This window comes from Streptomyces sp. NBC_00859 (genome assembly GCF_045161865.1).
Classification (GTDB): domain Bacteria; phylum Actinomycetota; class Actinomycetes; order Streptomycetales; family Streptomycetaceae; genus Streptomyces.
In genome coordinates this window covers 4007632-4025365 of the sequence record NZ_CP108826.1, presented here as the reverse complement: position 1 = coordinate 4025365, position 17734 = coordinate 4007632, and the positions used below count along the sequence as shown (strand labels likewise).

At 66.2% G+C, this 17734-nt stretch carries 11 protein-coding genes; 8 read left to right on the top strand and 3 right to left on the bottom strand.

Annotated elements, in window-relative coordinates; translation table 11 throughout:
* Positions 1 to 91: 91 nt before the first annotated feature.
* On the top strand, positions 92 to 1123 hold the full coding sequence (locus OG584_RS17220; protein ID WP_405778875.1) for an alanine racemase: 1032 nt from the start codon (positions 92 to 94) through the stop codon (positions 1121 to 1123).
* Between the two features lie 165 nt (positions 1124 to 1288).
* On the opposite strand, the gene OG584_RS17215 is transcribed toward OG584_RS17220, so the two are convergent.
* Complete coding sequence (locus OG584_RS17215) at positions 1289 to 2803, bottom strand: glycosyltransferase family 87 protein (RefSeq protein WP_405784120.1); 1515 nt, start codon at positions 2801 to 2803, stop codon at positions 1289 to 1291.
* A 108-nt stretch (positions 2804 to 2911) separates the two neighbouring features.
* Positions 2912 to 5635, bottom strand: a complete 2724-nt coding sequence (locus OG584_RS17210; RefSeq protein ID WP_405778873.1) for a transglycosylase domain-containing protein — start codon at positions 5633 to 5635, stop codon at positions 2912 to 2914.
* A 365-nt stretch (positions 5636 to 6000) separates the two neighbouring features.
* Here OG584_RS17210 and OG584_RS17205 point away from each other — a divergent pair, with 365 nt between their 5' ends.
* Both OG584_RS17205 and OG584_RS17200 read left to right on the top strand, forming a co-directional pair.
* A complete protein-coding gene (locus tag OG584_RS17205) occupies positions 6001 to 6681 on the top strand; it encodes a PadR family transcriptional regulator (protein ID WP_266855239.1) in 681 nt (226 codons plus the stop codon).
* A 49-nt stretch (positions 6682 to 6730) separates the two neighbouring features.
* A complete protein-coding gene (locus OG584_RS17200; RefSeq protein ID WP_405778872.1) occupies positions 6731 to 7813 on the top strand; it encodes an inositol-3-phosphate synthase in 1083 nt (360 codons plus the stop codon).
* A 183-nt stretch (positions 7814 to 7996) separates the two neighbouring features.
* Here OG584_RS17200 and OG584_RS17195 read toward each other — a convergent pair whose 3' ends face one another.
* The gene (locus OG584_RS17195; protein ID WP_405778870.1) at positions 7997 to 9439 is read right to left on the bottom strand and encodes a CCA tRNA nucleotidyltransferase; all 1443 of its coding nucleotides are present in this window, start codon (positions 9437 to 9439) and stop codon (positions 7997 to 7999) included.
* Positions 9440 to 9618: 179 nt separating this feature from the next.
* Here OG584_RS17195 and OG584_RS17190 point away from each other — a divergent pair, with 179 nt between their 5' ends.
* The 5 genes from OG584_RS17190 (at position 9619) to OG584_RS17170 (ending at position 17632) form a co-directional block, all read left to right on the top strand.
* Entirely contained in the window at positions 9619 to 11913 is a 2295-nt protein-coding gene (locus OG584_RS17190) for a DUF6049 family protein (protein WP_405784118.1), read from the top strand.
* Positions 11914 to 11959: 46 nt separating this feature from the next.
* The gene (gene murJ / locus OG584_RS17185; RefSeq protein ID WP_405778868.1) at positions 11960 to 14119 is read left to right on the top strand and encodes a murein biosynthesis integral membrane protein MurJ; all 2160 of its coding nucleotides are present in this window, start codon (positions 11960 to 11962) and stop codon (positions 14117 to 14119) included.
* A gap of 128 nt (positions 14120 to 14247) precedes the next feature.
* The gene (locus OG584_RS17180; RefSeq protein WP_405778866.1) at positions 14248 to 15984 is read left to right on the top strand and encodes a protein kinase family protein; all 1737 of its coding nucleotides are present in this window, start codon (positions 14248 to 14250) and stop codon (positions 15982 to 15984) included.
* Between the two features lie 26 nt (positions 15985 to 16010).
* Positions 16011 to 16724 carry an RNA polymerase sigma factor SigM gene (sigM, locus tag OG584_RS17175; protein ID WP_405778864.1) on the top strand — a complete coding sequence of 238 codons (714 nt, stop codon included), beginning with the start codon at positions 16011 to 16013 and terminating at the stop codon, positions 16722 to 16724.
* Entirely contained in the window at positions 16721 to 17632 is a 912-nt protein-coding gene (locus OG584_RS17170; protein WP_405778863.1) for an anti-sigma factor family protein, read from the top strand. The genes sigM and OG584_RS17170 overlap by 4 nt, the downstream gene beginning before the upstream one ends.
* The last annotated feature ends 102 nt before the right edge of the window (positions 17633 to 17734 follow it).

Sequence of the window (17734 nt, the reverse complement as noted above, 5' to 3'; positions counted from 1 at the left end):
CGTTCCGCTCAGTCCGTTCGTTCCGTTTGTACCGCTCGTTCCGTTCATACCTCTGATACACCGCAGCTCCGAGAAAGGTTCCGGTCCGGCCATGGCGCTGACCCTGTATGTCGACACCGCGCGCTGGCGGGCGCACCAGAAGTCCGTGCTCGACCAGTTCCCCGGGATCGTTCCGGTCTGCAAGGGCAACGGCTACGGCTTCGGCCACGGCCGGCTCGCCGACGAGGTGACACGCTTCGGTTCCGAGATCATCGCCGTCGGCACCACCTACGAAGCCGCCCGGATGAAGGACTCCTTCGGTGGTGATCTGCTGGTCCTCACACCGTTCCGCCGCGGTGAGGAGCCGGTGCCGCTGCCGGACCGCGTGATCCGTTCCGTCTCGTCCGTCGACGGCGTGCACGCGCTGGTCGGCGCACGCGTGGTCATCGAGTGCATGAGCTCGATGAAGCGCCACGGCGTCTCCGAGGCCGACCTCGGCCGGCTCCACGCCGCGATCGACGACGTACGCCTGGAGGGGTTCGCGCTCCACCTCCCCCTGGACCGGATGGACGGTTCCGACGCGGTCGAGGAAGTCATCGCCTGGATGGACAGGCTGCGCAACGCACGGCTGCCCCTGCACACCATGTTTGTGAGCCACCTGAAGTCGGCGGAACTGGCGCGGCTGCAGCAGCAGTTCCCCCAGACGCGCTTCCGCGCCAGGATCGGTACGCGGCTGTGGCTGGGCGACCACGAAGCGACGCAGTACCGCGGCTCCGTCCTGGACGTCACCCAGGTCGTGAAGGGCGACCGTTTCGGCTACCGGCAGCAGAAGACCGCTTCGGACGGATGGCTGGTCGTGGTCGCCGGAGGGACGTCGCACGGGGTGGGGCTGGAGGCACCGAAGGCCCTGCACGGGATGATGCCGCGCGCGAAGGGTGTAGCGCGCGCCGGCCTGGCCACAGTGAACCGGAACCTTTCCCCGTTCGTGTGGGCCGGCAAGCAGCGCTGGTTCGCGGAACCGCCGCACATGCAGGTGTCGATCCTGTTCGTCCCTTCGGATGCTCAGGAACCGAAGGTGGGGGACGAGCTGGTGGCCCATCTGCGGCACACCACCACCCAGTTCGACCGACTCGTCGATCACTGAACCGTCCCGTCCCGGGCGCCCGGTCGGTCACCGGGTTCGGCAGCAGCGACGCCGGAACAGCCCGCAGGGGCGGTTGAGGCGGCATCGCGATGGAGGCGGGAACCGGTACCCCCGGTTCCCGCCTCCATCGCGTGTCGGCCACGGGTGGCTCTCCGTCCGTTCGCCCTACTCGGGCTGTTCGCGCGCCGTGCCGCTGCCCCACACGACCTGGGCGTCCTCGTAGGAGTGGGCGGCGTGCCGCGCCGGACGCGCGGCCGCGCCGAGCACGAACACGTCCTCCGCGCCGTCCAGCACGCCTCCCGACGGATCGTCCGAGCCGTCCCTGCGTACGCCGTCGCGCTCCGGCATGAGGATGTCCCGCACGATCACCGCGCAGATGTAGAGCGTCCCGAGCAAGTGCAGGGCGATGGCGAACTGGTAACCCTCGGGCGGCAGTCCCTTGGGTTTGTCGCCGCTCATCGTGTATGCGAGGTACATCCAGATGCCCAGGAAGTACATGACTTCACAGGCCTGCCAGATGAGGAAGTCCCGCCAGCGCGGCCGGGCGAGGGCCGCGAGCGGGATCAGCCACAGAACGTACTGCGGTGAGTAGACCTTGTTGGTGAGGATGAATGCGGCGATGACCAGGAAGGCGAGCTGCGCAAAGCGCGGACGACGCGGGGCGGTCAGGGTGAGGGCCGCGATCCCGCCGCACGCCACGATCATGAGCAGCATCGCCCAGGTGTTGACGTTTCCCACATCGAGGGGCTTGCCGGTGCGCTGGGTGATGATCAGCCAGAAGGAACCGAAATCGACGTTCCGTTCCTGGCTGAACGTGTAGAACTTCTTCCACCCCTCGGGGGCCAGCAGCATGACAGGCAGGTTCACTACCAGCCAGGACGCCGCGGCACCGAACACGGCCCGCCCGTACTCCCGCCACACTCCGGCGCGCCAGCACAGGACGAGAAGCGGGCCGAGGATCAGCACGGGGTAGAGCTTGGCGGCAGTCGCGAGACCGATGAGGACACCGAAGGCGAGCGCACGCCCCCGCGACCACATCAGCATCGCCGCAGCAGTGAGGGCGACCGCGAAGAGGTCCCAGTTGATGGTGGCGGTGAGTGCGAATGCGGGTGCCAGGGCCACCAGCAGACCGTCCCAGGGCCGGCGCCGGTGCGTGCGGGTCACGCAGACAGCGATGACTGCTGTGCAGACCATCAGCATGCCCGCGTTGACCATCCAGTAGATCTGCTCGCGATGCTGGATGGCGCCGCCGTGCGGAGTGAGCCAGGAGGCGACTTCCATGAACAGCCCGGTGAGCACCGGGTATTCGAGGTACGACATGTCGCCGTTGATGCGGTCGAAGTACGGGACGAGATCGTCGGCGAAACCGCGTCCGACGTAGAGATGCGGGATGTCCGAGTAGCAGGCGTGGTTGTACTGGGATGTTGCCCCCTGGAACCACCCCCAGTCGTAGCAGGGCATCTTCTGCACCATGCCGAGAGCGAACATGCCGATCGCCACCAGGGCGATGACGCGTACGGGTGTGATCCTCCCCCCGCCGGCCCGAGCCCAGCGCCCGGCTGGGCCCCCGATCAGTTCGCTGCCCGCCGCAGCGGTCTCGTCCTGCTGAGTCGGCCGCACCACGGGCTCTGCGGTCTTCAGTGCGGGCCGGTCCTCGTGCGCACTCGTCATGGCCCACATCCTGCCGTACGCGGCTGTGCCCGCGCGGAGGGCCGCCACAGCCAGTGAGCTGTGACGGCCCTCGTGTTGTGCGGGGAGTCCGGATCAGCTGACCGGGCTCAGGGACGGTCAGCCATCAGGTCCGCCGAACAGACCACCGCCGCCGTCGTCGCCGGTCCCTCCCGGCTGCCCGCCGGTGCCGGAACTGTCGCTGGGAGTCGGGCTGGGGCCCCCGTCGGTCCCTCCGTTGTCCGTACCCGCGTCGGCACCCCCGTCCTGCCCGCAGGTCCAGTCCTTCCACTTGTTGCAGGACTCGGTGGGGGAGGGCGACGTGGAGGGCGTGTCGGACGGGCTGGGCGACGGAGACGACGGTGACGGGGTCGGCGAAGGCGTCTTGACCGGCGTCGGCTTCGGGCTCGCGACACCACTGCCGTAGACGACCTTTCCGATCGGCTCGGGTGCCGGGAACGCCGTGGCCGGTGTATTGCTGAGCGCCTGCGCCATGTAGCTGTGCCAGATCTGCGCCGGGAAGGAAGCACCGTGGATCTGCTTCTCGCCGCCGGTGCCGTACATCTCCTCGAACTGGCGGTTCTTGCCCTTCGCGTTGTCGTCGAAGCGGTACATGTCGATGGCGGTGGAGAGCTGCGGGGTGTACCCGATGAACCAGGCCGACTTGTTGCCGTCGGTGGTTCCGGTCTTGCCCGCGACCTGGCGTCCGGAAATCCGGGCTGCGGTTCCGGTGCCCTTGTCGACCACGGTCTTCAGCACATCGGTGACATTGCTGGCGATGGCCGTCGAGAACGCCGACTTCTCCACCTGCCTGTGCTGGTAGACCGTGCCGCCCTTGTTCGTGACCTTGGTTACGGAGAACGGCTCGTTCTGCCGCCCGTTGTTGGCGAAGGTGCCGTAGGCACCGGCCATCCGGATCGCGCTGGGACTGGAGGTACCGATGGAGAAGGAGGGGTAGTCGGAGCTGGCCATGCTCTGCTTGTCGTCGCGCAGACCGGCAGCGATGGCCGCCTGGCGCACCTTGTCGGTGCCGACATCCATGCCGAGCTGGACGTACGCGGAGTTGACGGACTCCCTCATCGCCTCACGCAGGTCAATGCGGTAGTCAGGAGCCAGGCCGACGGAGTCCTTGCCGTCGTTCTCCTGAAGCCACTCCTCGCCCTCCTTGTTCGTCCATACGCTGCCGTCGTAGTTTCGGATCTTCAGATCGTTCTGACCGCTGTAGAGGCTCTTGGGCGAGACGAGCGTGCGGTCCGAGTCGGGCTGGTCCTTACCGAGGCCCGGGTTGCGCTTCCCGTACTCCAGGGCGGCCGCCAGCACGAAGGGCTTGAAGGTCGAGCCCACCTGGGCTCCGGTGTAGTCGGCGTTGTTCATGTAGTGCTTCGTCGCGTCCTCGCCACCGTAGATGGCCGCGATGGCGCCGGTCTGTGCGTTCACCGACGCACCGCCGAACTGCACGTGCGTGTCCGTCTTCGGCCGCTGGCCGGGCTTGATCTTCGCCTTGCGGACCTTCTCGACAGAGGCTTCAAGCTCCTTGACCTTCTTCTTGTCGAAGGTCGTGTGGATCTGGTAGCCGCCCTTTGCGAGGTCATCGGCCGTAATGCCCAGTTTGTTGTTGTTGACGAAATACGATTTCGCGAGGTCCACCAGATATCCGGTCTGACCGCCCAGCTGAGCATTCTTCTTCGGCGGGTCGACCTTCGGGAAAATCTTGTACTTCGCCCGCTCGGCAGCAGAAAGACGGCCGTCCTTGACCATTTCGTCGAGAATCCACCCCCAGCGGTCGGTGGCCCGCTGGAGGTTGGCCTTCGGAGTCGCCGCGGGGTCGATCTCGACCGCACCTGCCGGGTCGAAGTAGCTGGCACCCTTCAGCAGCGTGGCGAGGAACGCGCACTGGCTCGGATTGAGCTTTTCGGAGTCCACCCCGAAATACGTACGGGCCGCGGCCTGGATCCCATACGCACCCCGCCCGTAGTACGACGTATTGAGATAGTCACCCATGATGTCGCTCTTATCCATCGTGGCGCCGACTTTGATGGAGATGAACAATTCCTTGAACTTACGACTGAACGTCTGCTCCTGGCCGAGCCGCGAGTTCTTCACATATTGCTGGGTGATCGTCGAGCCACCCTGGGTCTGGCCGCCCTTCGCCATGTTGAACACGGCACGCCCGATACCCATGGGGTCGATGCCCTTGTCCTTGTAGAAGGACTTGTTCTCGGCGGAGACAACGGCGTTCTGCATCGCGCTGGGGATCTGCGAGAGCGGCACGATCTGCCGGTTGATCTCGCCACCCGTGGCGACCATCTGACTGCCGTCGGACCAGTAGTAGACATTGTTCTGCGCCTGCGAGGTCTTGCTCGCGTCCGGGATTCCGACCATGGCGTACGCGATGGTCCCCGCGGCCAGAATGCTGCCGACGAAGCCGACGAAGAGCCCGGTCACGAGCCTCCACGAGGGCATCCAGTGACGCCAGCCGTGCAGATTCGCGCGCGGGTAGTCGATGAACCGCTTCTTCTGCGGCCCCCGGTCACGCCCGCCTTCCGGGTTGCCTCCACCGCCGCCGCGGCCGCCTCGGCCTCCACCGCCGGCACCCCGGCGCCCACCGCGGCCGCCCGCTGCCTCGGCGGCTCGGCGGCGCCCGCCGCTGCTGCGCTGGGCAGCCCGTCTGGCTTCGGCGCGACCGCTGTAGGGGCGCTCCTCCTCGTCGTAGGAACCGGAAGCTGACCCGGTGGCGGTTCGCGGGGGAGCTGCGCGGCGGCCGGGAGGCTGCTGGGCGACTCGCCTGGCCGCGGCACGTCCACCACTCTGCGACTGTGGCGGTTTGCGACGGTGCTCGCTCATCGAACGACTACTCCTCGGGCAGGCGCTAGCGCCTGGAAACGGCAGTTGAGTTCCGGTCCCCCCGATGCGCGGACGGGCCCTCGGCCGGGCACGTCCGCACTGCACTCCCTGGACCGAGACGGCTGACGTCCCCTGGTGTCACTCGGTCCCCGGCAGTCTGCATGCCGCACAGACTACGCACGCGCAAAACCTTCCCAGTGCCGAGGTTCGCCTCAAATCAGGCAAGTTGCTGCCTGTGAATCGACGATGTGACACCGCTCACGATGACTCCCCTTGTCGCGAACGCAAGGTCGTTCTATCGTGCTGATGTATCGAGTCGATACATCAGCGCGGCATAAGTGCCCGGACAGCAGAGGAGGCGAAGGTTGAGCAGGCGCTCCGGCATCCTCGAATTCGCTGTACTCGGTCTGCTCCGAGAGTCGCCAATGCACGGCTACGAGCTGCGCAAACGTCTGAACACCTCACTGGGGATCTTCAGGGCCTTCAGTTACGGGACCCTGTACCCCTGCCTCAAGACGCTGGTCGCCAGCGGCTGGTTGATCGAGGAACCGGGCAGCGCCCCGGAGGACGCGGTGGCAGCATCACTCGCAGGACGCCGCGCCAAGATCGTCTACAGGTTGACTGCGGACGGTAAGGAGCACTTCGAAGAGCTCCTCTCACACACCGGGCCCGACACCTGGGAGGACGAGCACTTCGCTGCACGTTTTGCCTTCTTCGGGCAGACGGAACGCGAAGTGCGGATGCGGGTGCTGGAGGGTCGCCGCAGCCGACTGGAGGAGCGCCTCGAGAAGATGCGCGCCTCGCTGGTCCGAACTCGCGAGCGGCTGGACGACTACACGCTTGAGCTGCAGCGGCACGGCATGGAGTCCGTGGAGCGCGAAGTGCGCTGGCTGAACGAGCTCATCGAGAGCGAGCGTGCGGGCCGGGATCAGCGACGATCCCCCGACGCCGATGCCGCTCAGCAAGACATATCAGGAGATACGGGCGGCCTGCCCCGGCATCGGGGTACTACCCCGCCGGATCCGTCCGAGGACATCGCTAAGTGAAGCTCTGCGTCCGCAGGGCTTCGTCGAGAACACACAGGGAGCAACCGGAATGGGTTCGGTTCGCGTAGCCATCGTCGGCGTGGGCAACTGCGCCGCCTCGCTGGTGCAGGGCGTCGAGTACTACAAGGACGCAGATCCGGCCGGCAAGGTGCCCGGTCTGATGCACGTCCAGTTCGGCGACTACCACGTAGGTGACGTCGAGTTCGTCGCCGCCTTCGATGTCGATGCGAAGAAGGTCGGCCTCGACCTCGCGGATGCCATCGGCGCCAGTGAGAACAACACCATCAAGATCGCCGACGTGCCGAACACCGGCGTGACGGTCCAGCGCGGCCACACCCACGACGGGCTCGGCAAGTACTACCGCGAGACGATCGAGGAGTCGGACGAGGCCCCGGTCGATATCGTCCAGATCCTCAAGGACAAGCAGGTGGACGTTCTCGTCTGCTACCTGCCCGTCGGTTCCGAGGTCGCCGCGAAGTTCTACGCGCAGTGCGCCATCGATGCCAAGGTCGCGTTCGTCAACGCTCTCCCGGTCTTCATCGCCGGTACCAAGGAGTGGGCTGACAAGTTCACCGAGGCAGGCGTACCGATCGTCGGCGACGACATCAAGTCCCAGGTGGGCGCCACCATCACGCACCGCGTCATGGCCAAGCTCTTCGAAGACCGCGGTGTACGCCTCGAGCGCACCATGCAGCTGAACGTCGGCGGCAACATGGACTTCAAGAACATGCTGGAGCGCGACCGCCTGGAGTCCAAGAAGATCTCCAAGACGCAGTCCGTCACCTCGCAGATCCGTGACCGCGACCTGGGCGCCGACAACGTCCACATCGGCCCCTCGGACTACGTGGCCTGGCTGGATGACCGCAAGTGGGCGTATGTGCGCCTTGAGGGCCGCGCCTTCGGCGACGTTCCGCTGAACCTCGAGTACAAGCTCGAGGTGTGGGACTCCCCCAACTCCGCCGGTGTCATCATCGACGCCGTTCGTGCCGCGAAGATCGCAAAGGACCGCGGTATCGGCGGCCCGATCCTCTCCGCCTCCTCGTACTTCATGAAGTCGCCGCCGGTGCAGTACTTCGACGACGAGGCCTACGAGAACGTCGAGAAGTTCATCAAGGGCGAGGTCGAGCGCTGAAGCTCCCCCTGAGGACGGTCGAGCGCTGACTGTTGAGAGCCCCTGGGCAGGCCGCCCAGGGGCTCTCTTTCCGTACCCGCCGCCGTTCGGGGGCTTGGTACGGCATGGTGATGGGGCGGTGTTTCACGTGAAACACCGCCCCATCACCATGCCGTACTGCCATGTTTCACGTGAAACATGACCTCAGCCCTGCGTGGCCCACCACTCCTTGAGCGCCGCCACTGCCACGTCGTACTCCATTGGCCCGTTCTCCAGCCTCAGCTCAAGGAGGACCTTGTAGGCGCTGCCGATCGCCGGACCAGGCCCAACGCCCAGAATCTCCATGATCTGGTTACCGTCCAGATCGGGCCGGATCGAGTCGAGCTCCTCCTGCTCCTGCAGCTGTGCGATGCGCTCCTCCAGGCCGTCGTATGCACGAGAGAGCGCATTGGCCTTGCGCTTGTTGCGCGTGGTGCAGTCCGATCGCGTGAGTTTGTGCAGCCGCTCCAGCAGGGGCCCGGCGTCACGTACATAGCGCCGCACGGCCGAGTCGGTCCACTCGCCGGTCCCATAGCCATGAAAACGCAGGTGGAGCTCCACCAGCTTCGTGACGTCCTTGACCATGTCGTTGGAGTACTTGAGTGCGGTGAGGCGCTTCCTCGCCAGTTTCGCGCCCACTACCTCGTGGTGGTGGAAGGAGACGCCACCGTCCTTCTCGAAGCGCCTCGTTTTCGGCTTCCCGATGTCGTGAAGCAGAGCAGCCAGCCGGAGCACCAGATCGGGGCCGTCCTGTTCCAGGTCAATGGCCTGCTCCAGCACGGTCAGGGAGTGCTCGTAGACATCCTTGTGCCGGTGATGCTCGTCGCTCTCCAGACGGAGCGCCGGAAGCTCCGGAAGGACCCACTCGGCGAGGCCGGTGTCGACGAGCAGGGCAAGGCCCTTACGCGGGCTCCTGGAGAGCAGCAACTTGTTGAGCTCATCACGCACGCGCTCAGCCGAGACGATCCCGATACGCTCCGACATCGCAGTCATCGCAGCGACAACCTCGGGCGCAACCTCGAAGTCCAGCTGCGCCGCGAACCTCGCGGCCCGCATCATACGAAGCGGGTCATCGGAAAATGAGGCCTCCGGCGTGCCGGGGGTACGCAGTGTCCGTCCGGCAAGATCGTCCAGGCCGCCGTGCGGATCGATGAACGCCTTCTCGGGAAGAGCGACAGCCATCGCATTGACCGTGAAGTCACGACGCAGAAGGTCTTCCTCAATGGCGTCGCCATAAGACACCTCCGGCTTGCGCGAGGTCCTGTCGTACGCCTCGGAGCGGTACGTCGTGACCTCGATCAGATAGCCGTCCTTCTGGCAGCCGACGGTCCCGAAGGCAATTCCGACCTCCCACACCGCATCGGCCCAAGGCCGGACAATTTTCAGTACGGCGTCGGGGCGGGCGTCGGTGGTGAAGTCCAGATCATTGCCGAGCCGGCCGAGCAGCGCGTCCCTGACCGATCCTCCGACCAGCGCGAGGCTGTACCCGGCATCCTGAAAACGGCGGGCAAGGTCGTCTGCGACTGGGGACACCCGCAGCAGTTCGGCGACCGCGCGGTGCTGCACCTGACTCAGTGCACTGGGATTGTCATCATTGGCGTTCGGCACAACAGAAAAGGGTACGTGCCCGCGACGACCGGAGCGTCCCGATTTCCCGGCAGCTGTGAACGTCTCCTGATCTTGTGGTGCAGTCCGCGGCACTTAGGCCCAGGGCACATCGTTACCATGCGTGGACGCAGCATCCGAGAACCACCGAATCAGCTGACGAAGACGAGGGACGGGCAGGCGTGGCCAAGGCGGCAGACTTCCAGGAGATGACTCCCTCTCCTGCCCGCCGGTGGCTGCGACGCACAGCGTCGCTGCTCGCCGGTGGAACGCTCATGGCGGGCCTCTTCTACGGTCCGGCCGCGGCTCCTGCACAAGCCGCTGTCGCCGCGCGGAATTCGGGCTCCGTGGCCGTCAGTCTCGATGCGCTCTCCCCCAGCGCGCCGGTGAAGGGCGACAGCGTCACCATCACAGGCACGGTCACGAACAAGCGCAAGGAGACCGTCACCGATGCCCACGTCGGTGTTCGCGTGGGGCCGAGGCTCGACGGCAGATCCGCCGTCGATGACGCGGCGAAGCACTCCTCGGACCTGACGGGTGCAGACCCACAGGAGGTCGGAGGCAAGTACACGGCGAAATTCGCGAAGCTGCCTGCGGGCATCAGCGAGGATTTCTCGATCTCGGTCCCCGTGAGCAAACTGAGTCTCGGTGCGGACGGCGTCTACCAGCTGGGAGTCTCTCTCTCCGGTCAGACACCCAGCGCTCCGTATGAGCAGATGCTCGGTATCAAGCGGACGTTCCTCCCGTGGCAGCCCACGCCGCAGAGCAAGAAGACACAGATCACCACCGTGTGGCCGCTCATTTCGAAGATCCATCTGCGAGCCGAGACAAGCGCCGACGCTCAGCAGACGCCGGTCTTCGAGAACGACGATCTCGCGGAAGAGCTCGCTCCCGGAGGCCGGCTGGAGCAAATGGTCTCGCTGGGCCGATCCCTGCCCGTCACCTGGGTCATCGACCCGGATCTGCTGGCAAGCGTCGACGCGATGACCCGGAACTACCAGATCCAGGTCGGAAACACCCAGGTCGCGGGTAAGAACCAGGCCGTCGCCAAGAAGTGGCTGAGTGACCTGGAGGACGCGGTAAAGGACCAAAAGGTCGTCGCGCTGCCGTTCGCCGATCCGGACCTTGCGTCTCTGGCACACCACGGCAAGAACGTCCCGGGCGCTCTGAGCCATCTGCAGTCGGCGACGGAGATCGCCGGTAAGACCGTGCAGACGATCCTGCATGTGAAGGCGTCCACTGATTTTGCCTGGCCGGCCAGTGGCGCAATCGACCCCTCGGTCGTCGACGTCGCCACCTCAGCCGGAGCCCACAATGTGATCGCCGGCAGCGACAGCCTCGAGGAGACAGCCGGACTGCCGTACACCCCCACAGCGGCCAGGCCCATCGGTGGCGGCACCACTGCCGTAGTCTCCGACGCCAGGCTCTCCAACGCCTTCCAGGGCGACATGTCCGAGGCAGGCTCGTCCACTCTGGCAGTGCAGAACTACCTCGCCCAGTCATTGGCTCTGTCTCTGCAGGAACCGGCCACCCAACGCAGCATTGTCGTCGCCCCTCAGCGGATGCCCTCTGTCAGCCAGGCACAGTCAATGGCGAGCGCCCTGCGCACGCTCGACGACAACCGCTGGACCGAACCTCTCAACCTCATCGACGCGGCGAAGACCAAGGCGGATCCCAACGCCACGACGACGGTGCCGGGTGCATCGGCCTACCCGTCGTCCCTGCGCCGTCAGGAGTTGCCGGTACAGGCGTTCCAGGACGTCAGGACCACGCAGTCCACCCTCGACAACTTCAAGATCATCCTTAGCCAGCCGGACCGCGTGGTGACGCCGTTCAGCAACGCCATGGATCGGTCCATGGCAACCTCATGGCGCGGTGACGCCAAGGGAGCAAGGGCCTACCGCACCGGGGTTCAGTCCTATCTGCTGAGCCTTACCGGAGAGGTGCAGATCGTCCAAAAATCGGACATGACACTGTCCGGACGCAGCGCGACGATCCCAGTGACCGTGCAGAACAAACTGCTCCAGCCCGTGAAACACCTGGTACTGAAGCTGCGCTCGACCAGTCCCAACCGCCTGCAGCTGGGCGACGACAAGGCAGCCGTCGCCGAGCAGCCGCTGGAGATCGCGGGCGGTCACAGCCAAACGGTGAAGTTCACGACGTCGATCAACGCCAACGGGCCCGTCAGGGTGTATGCCCAGCTCTTCACCGAGGACGGCACGCCGTACGGCACGGCGAAGGCAATGCCCTTCACCGTGACGGTCTCCGAAATGACACTGACGGTCATGCTCGTGCTGGCCGGGGGACTGCTGCTTCTGGTGCTCGCCGGAATCAGGATGTACACACACCGCAAGCGAACCGCCGCTCGCGCGGCCGCCGCCGGAGGCGATGACCCGGAGCAGCCGAGTGACCCGGAGGCGGACACCGGACCGGAAAGCGGCAACCCACCGGGCACGGGTGAGAAAGTGGAGCGTTGAGCGATGTCGTGGCCGGCCGGCCGGGGACGATGAGGTGGGGTAACCAATGAACGCGCCGTACGACGGTGACCGTGACCAGGGTGCTGGGGGCGGGGCTGCGTATTCCGGTGGGACACCCCCCGAGCCCCCCGTACCGGGCCAGGAACCTCCTGCCCCGGACCCCTATGTCCAGGACACCTACAGCTACGACCCGTACGGGGTGCACGATCTCGGCGCCCAGGATCCGGTGGCGGAGGCGCTCTATGACCGGGCGGCCCACCCCCCGCCTCCCCCTGGTACCTACGCCGAACCGCAGCCGCTGTACCAGCAGCCGCCTGCCGCGCAGTACGCACCGGACCCCCGGGTATGGGCCCAGACCCCGGCACCCGAGCCTGACGGGCCGTCTCGCTACCTCCCGTACGGGGACGACGCGACGACGCAGTTCGTCGGCGTCGACGACCTGGTCACCCAGGCCTCCGAGCAGCCCGGACAGCAGGATGCGTTCGCCTACCTCTTCCGGGACCAGCAGGGGTCCGCTCCCGTACCTCCGCCCGGGGGCCCGCCGGAGCCGGCTCCGGCTCCTCCAGCAGAGAAGTCGGGCGGAGCGTCCGGCCTGCTGAAGTCGAGCGCGGTGATGGCCGCGGGGACTCTCGTTTCCCGTCTCACCGGCTTCGTACGCACCATGGTGATCACTGCAGCACTGGGTGCGGCGACGCTCGGCGACTCGTTCACGGTTGCCTACACACTGCCCACGATGATCTACATCCTGACCGTCGGCGGCGGACTCAACTCCGTGTTCGTGCCACAGCTGGTGCGGTCGATGAAGGAGGACGACGACGGGGGTGAGGCCTACGCCAACCGTCTCCTCACGGTCGTCATGGTGGCCCTCGGTGTCATCGTCGGCATCGCGGTCTTCGCGGCCCCATTGCTGATCCGGCTGATGTCACTGCCGATCGCCGACGATCCCGCGGCCAACAACGTCGCGGTCACGTTCGCGCGCTACTGCCTGCCCACGATCTTCTTCATGGGTGTGCACGTGGTGATGGGGCAGATTCTCAACGCGCGCGGAAAGTTCGGCGCGATGATGTGGACCCCGGTCCTCAACAACATCGTGATGATCTTCACCTTCGGACTGTTCATCTGGGTGTACGGCACTGCGGCCGATTCCCACATGAAGGTGACGACCATCCCCCCGGACGGGGTGAGGTTGCTCGGGATCGGCACGCTGCTGGGCCTGACGGTCCAGGCCCTGTCGATGATCCCGTACCTGCGCGAGGCCGGTTTCCGCTTCCGTCCGCGCTTCGACTGGCGAGGCCACGGCCTCGGCAAGGCCGTGAAGCTCGCCAAGTGGACAGTCCTGTTCGTCCTCGCCAACCAGGCCGGAGTCCTGGTCGTCACCCAGCTCGCCACCGCCGCGGGCAAGGACTCCGGGCGGGCCGGCGCCGGCATCATGGCCTACTCGAACGCACAGCTGATCTGGGGGATGCCCCAGGCCATCATCACCGTTTCAGTCATGGCCGCACTGCTGCCGCGGATCTCGCGCGCCGCCAATGACGGAGACGTCGGTGCCGTACGCGACGACATCTCACAGGGACTGCGCAACTCCGCCGTGGCGATCGTTCCGGTGTCCTTCGCCTTCCTCGCCCTGGGCGTACCGGTCTGCACCCTGCTGTTCGCCTCAAGCGGCGTACAGGCCTCCGAGTCCATGGGCTACGTGCTGATGGCCTTCGCCCTCGGCCTGATCCCCTACTCGGTGCAGTACGTCGTCCTGCGTGGCTTCTACGCGTACGAGGACACCCGCACCCCGTTCTACAACACGGTCATCGTCGCCGCAGTCAACGCTGCAGCCTCCGCCCTCTGCTATGTCGTGCTCCCCTCCCAGTGGGCCGTGGTCGGTATGGCGGCCTCATACGGCCTGGCCTACGCAGTCGGTGTCGGAATCGCGTGGCGAAGGCTGCGCAACCGTCTGGGCGGCGACCTGGACGGGACACACATCCTCCGGACATACGCCCGCCTCGCGCTGGCTTCCCTTCCGGGAGCCGTCGTCGGCGGCGCTGCCGGGTTCGGCATTGTCCGGGTGCTCGGGACGGGAGTCCTGGGCTCGCTGGCCGCCCTGGTCGTCGGTGGCTCCGTACTTCTCGGTGTGTTCTTCGTCGCGGCGAAGCGCATGCGGATCGCCGAGCTCAACTCAATGGTTGCCATGGTGCGCGGTCGCTTGGGCCGCTAGGTATCGACTCGATCGCACAACCATCGTCCGACGCCGCGTGTCGTGCATAGCGCCGGACTGTGGGCACAATTGGCATGGCTTTGCAGACTGGCCGACAGCGCGCAACGGATGGGGAGGCAGGAACGACGGTGGCGGAACGTAGCACGGCTGCCGTCGACGTGGCCGACAACAGCGGCGAGAAGCCGCTGGCCGCCAAGGCGGACAAGGCCACGGCCGACGGCACGGCAGAACCTCAGGAAACGGCTGACACCACGCCCGGTGAAGACGCCCCGGACGAAGAGAGCAAGAAGAAGGCGACGGAGCCTGCAGCAGCCCCAGAGCTGCACAGCGGACACAAACTCGCCAGACGCTATCGCCTCGAGGAGTGCGTCACCCGTCTGGACGGTTTCAGCAGCTGGCGCGCAGTCGACGAGAAGCTCCGGCGCGCGGTCGGTGTGCATCTGCTTCCCGCTGATCACTCCCGAGCACGCTCCGTGCTCGCCGCTGCCCGGTCTTCAGCCCTGCTCGGCGACCCGCGTTTCGTGCAGGTCCTGGATGCCGTCGAAGAGGGCGATCTCGTCTACGTCGTCCACGAATGGCTGCCTGACGCGACAGAAATCACGGCGCTGCTCAATTCAGGCCCTCTGGAGTCCCACGACGCCTACCAGCTCGTCAACCAGGTCTCACAGGCCATGGCTGCCGCACACCGCGAGGGTCTCTCCCATCTCAGGCTCACGCCCAGCGCTGTACTGCGTACCTCTTCCGGCCAGTACCGCATCCGCGGCCTCGCTGTGAACGCAGCCCTGCGCGGCATCACCTCGGACACCCCCCAGCGGACCGACACCGAAGCCATCGGCGCCCTGCTGTACGCCTCGCTCACCCAGCGCTGGCCGTACGAAACCGACGCCTACGGCCTTGCTGGTCTGCCCAAGGGTGTCGGCCTGATCCCGCCGGACCAGGTACGAGCCGGCGTGAACCGCGGCCTCGCGGAGATCGCGATGCGCGCCCTGGCCAACGACGGTGCCACCGCGTCCCGCCAGGAGCCGCCCTGCACCACCCCGGACGAGCTCGCCAAGGCTGTCGCTGCCATGCCCCGCATCCGGCCGCCGGAACCCGCCTACACCCCACCGCCCGAGTACCAGCGCACGACCTACCAGCAGGGCACCTACGGGCGTCCGGCGACCGGGCCAAGGGCGACACCGCCCCATCCGGTGGCTGCCCCTCCGCCGCCGCTCCAGGGCCGCACAGGCAAGGCCCTCAAGTGGGCCGTGTCTGCGCTTCTCATCGCCGCGCTGGGGCTGGGCAGCTGGCAGCTCGCCGATAAGCTTCTGGAGCACCAGGGCAAGGGCTCCGGCAACACCGGCACCGACCAGACCAACAACGGCAATAACAACGGCAACCATCAGCAGCACCCGCTTCAGCCGCTCTCGATCAAGGACGCTGCCGAGTACTACCCGGACGGTAAGGCCCAGCACCCTGGCGACGTCGGCAACACCTACGACGATGACAGCTCGACGTACTGGCGGACGTACTCATTCAAGGGCGGCCCTCAGCTGGCCCCCTTCAAGCAGGGCGTGGGTATCGTCTACGACCTCGGTTCCGCCAAGGACGTCTCGGCTGCCTCCATAGGGCTTCGTTACCCGGGCAACGAAACCGCGATCTCCCTGTACGCAACCGCCTCACTGTCCTCCTCCGCGTCGTTGAGCTCGATGAAGAAGATCACTTCCACGACTACCAGCGGCACCACCGCGCGTTTCAAGGCCGACAAACCGGTGAACACGCGCTATGTACTGGTCTGGATCACGGCCATGCCCGATTCACCCGGGGACCAGTACAGCGGCGCCGGCTACAAGCAGGCCATAACGGATGTGAAGTTCTCCGGCTGATCAGAGACAGGGGAGGGGGCTCACCGTTGGACGACACCGCGCTCGGTTCCGCCGGCGACAAGGAGCTGCTGGCCGCCCACGTCGACGGGGACCCCGACGCCTTCGGTGAGCTCGTGCGCCGTCATCGAGACCGGCTCTGGGCCGTGGCTCTGCGCACTCTCGGCGAGCGGGAGGAGGCTGCCGACGCCGTTCAGGACGCTTTGGTCTCTGCCTACCGCGCTGCCCATACCTTTCGAGGCCAATCGGCTGTCACCACCTGGCTGCACCGCATCACTGTTAATGCCTGTCTCGACCGAGTCCGCAAGGCGGCGTCACGGAAAACCTCGCCAGTCGATGACACGGAACGCCTCGATCAGCTGATCGAGCCCCATGAATCAGCCGAGGCTCCCGCGGAGCGTCAGGACCTGCACCGCGAAATCATCAAAGCCATGGGCACCCTCCCGGTCGACCAGCGCGCGGCGCTCGTCCTGGTCGACATGCAGGGCTACCCCGTGGCAGAAGCGGCCCAGATCTTGAATGTGCCGACAGGCACCGTGAAGAGCCGATGTGCGCGCGGCCGGGCGAGGCTGCTGCCTCTCGTCGCCCACCTACGCCCGAATCCGGCGGAGGAGGGGTACGACGATCCGGCGGAGGCGAGACGGAACCGGACACCTGGAGCTTCCGTCCCACCTGCGTCGAGGCCGAAGGACGCAGGACCACAGAATCCTGCCGCGGTGAAGGGCGGAGGTGGACGCGCATGACATCGACAGCAGACATGACTCAGCACCCCGATGTCTCGGAGATCGCCGATCTCTCTGAAGGCCTGCTTCCGGCATCCCGCGCATCAGAGGTGCAGCAGCACCTCGAAGCCTGTTCACTCTGTGCCGACGTCAGGTACTCCCTCCAGGAGATCCAAGAACTACTCGCCACTCCACCGACGCCAGTGCACATGCCGACCGATATCGCCGACCGTATCGATGCGGCCCTGGCCGAAGAGTCCGTACGTGAAGCCCTTGCCACCCCGCAGGAGGGCGGAGCCCATGTTTCACGTGAAACATCGCTTGCGTCTCTTGCATCTCAAGAGCCGGAGCCCAGCCACGGGAAACGCCCGGCAGGCCGTCCACGTGCCGCTTCGGGCCCTGGACGAGGCCGCACAGTGCGGCGGCGCCACATCGCTGCCGTCAGTGCCGCCTTCGGGGCCGCTGTCATCGGTATGGGCGTGTTCTTCCTGCAGTCATCGCCCAGTACGTCGAGTGGCGACACCAGTGCCGCAGAAAAGACATCTCAGCGCGGTGGGACCCCGGCATTCGCCGATGGCGCTCTGCAGAGGCGAGTACATTCCCTGCTGGCCTCGACCGCCACGACGTCATCGAAGCCCACCCCACAGGAGAAGAAGAAGCCCTCGGTCCATATGGACTCCAGCCCGACGCTCAAGAACGGGCTCGACGTGATCGTGCCGTCCTGCATCGCGAAGGGCATAGGGCGCGAAGTAAGCCCCCTCGCCGCACAGAAGGGCACCTACAAGGGCTCCGACGCCTTCCTCGTCGTGCTGCCGCACCCCACCGACAGCACCAGGGTGCAGGCCTATGTCGTCGATGCTGCTTGTGTCGACGCCACACCATCCGCTCCGGGCAAGGTGCTTCTCACCCACGTCTACCCCCGCAGCTGACCCTGACGGGAATGCATGCGCCGTAGGATCCGTTGGGTGGGGTGAGAGTCCGATGGACCTGGCCCAGTAGCAGCAAGCAGTCCGCAGAGACGAGGAAGAAAC

What these genes read in the sequence shown, in the direction of transcription:
- OG584_RS17170 (WP_405778863.1), top strand. Translation starts at nt 16,721, where the DNA reads ATGACATCGACAGCAGACATGACTCAGCACCCCGATGTCTCGGAGATC.
- OG584_RS17200 (WP_405778872.1), top strand. Translation starts at nt 6,731, where the DNA reads ATGGGTTCGGTTCGCGTAGCCATCGTCGGCGTGGGCAACTGCGCCGCC.
- OG584_RS17215 (WP_405784120.1), bottom strand. Translation starts at nt 2,803, where the DNA reads ATGTGGGCCATGACGAGTGCGCACGAGGACCGGCCCGCACTGAAGACC.
- murJ (WP_405778868.1), top strand. Translation starts at nt 11,960, where the DNA reads ATGAACGCGCCGTACGACGGTGACCGTGACCAGGGTGCTGGGGGCGGG.
- OG584_RS17210 (WP_405778873.1), bottom strand. Translation starts at nt 5,635, where the DNA reads ATGAGCGAGCACCGTCGCAAACCGCCACAGTCGCAGAGTGGTGGACGT.
- OG584_RS17220 (WP_405778875.1), top strand. Translation starts at nt 92, where the DNA reads ATGGCGCTGACCCTGTATGTCGACACCGCGCGCTGGCGGGCGCACCAG.